This window comes from Anaerotignum faecicola (assembly GCA_024460105.1).
In the GTDB taxonomy this organism is placed as follows: Bacteria; Bacillota; Clostridia; order Lachnospirales; family Anaerotignaceae; genus JANFXS01.
Window position 1 is genome coordinate 1 of record JANFXS010000556.1, and the last position, 392, is coordinate 392.

Genomic DNA, 392 nt, shown 5'->3' on the forward strand with positions numbered 1-392 from the left:
GATGGTTCTGAGAGCCGGCCATTTTTGATTAAGAACCGGGAACAGCTTATGGGGCTTTCGGAACTGACAGCGATGGGGATGACAGTTCCGGATGCGGAAGGTGCAGACTATGCGGGGGATTATACGGGATGTTTCTTTGCCCTTGGCGGAAATATTGACATGCAGGGGGTGGACTGGATTCCCATCGGTTTTTACCGGGACTCTTCAGAGATGCCGGGTGAGGTGGAGTATGCGTTTCAGGGGGATTTTGACGGGAATGGATATACGATCAGGAACCTGCGGCTAAATAAACTGGGGAATTACGATCACATTGGTTTGTTTGGTGCGATCGCTAATTCAAAGATTCACGATTTCTGTATGATCCCGGATACGGAGATAAAAGGAAATGACAG

The 392-nt window shown here is 49.0% G+C and carries 1 protein-coding gene; it reads left to right on the top strand.

Annotated elements, in window-relative coordinates:
* Positions 1-24: 24 nt before the first annotated feature.
* Positions 25-392, top strand: a 368-nt coding sequence (locus NE664_15370) for a hypothetical protein (GenBank protein MCQ4728012.1), incomplete at its 3' end; no start/stop codon positions are given.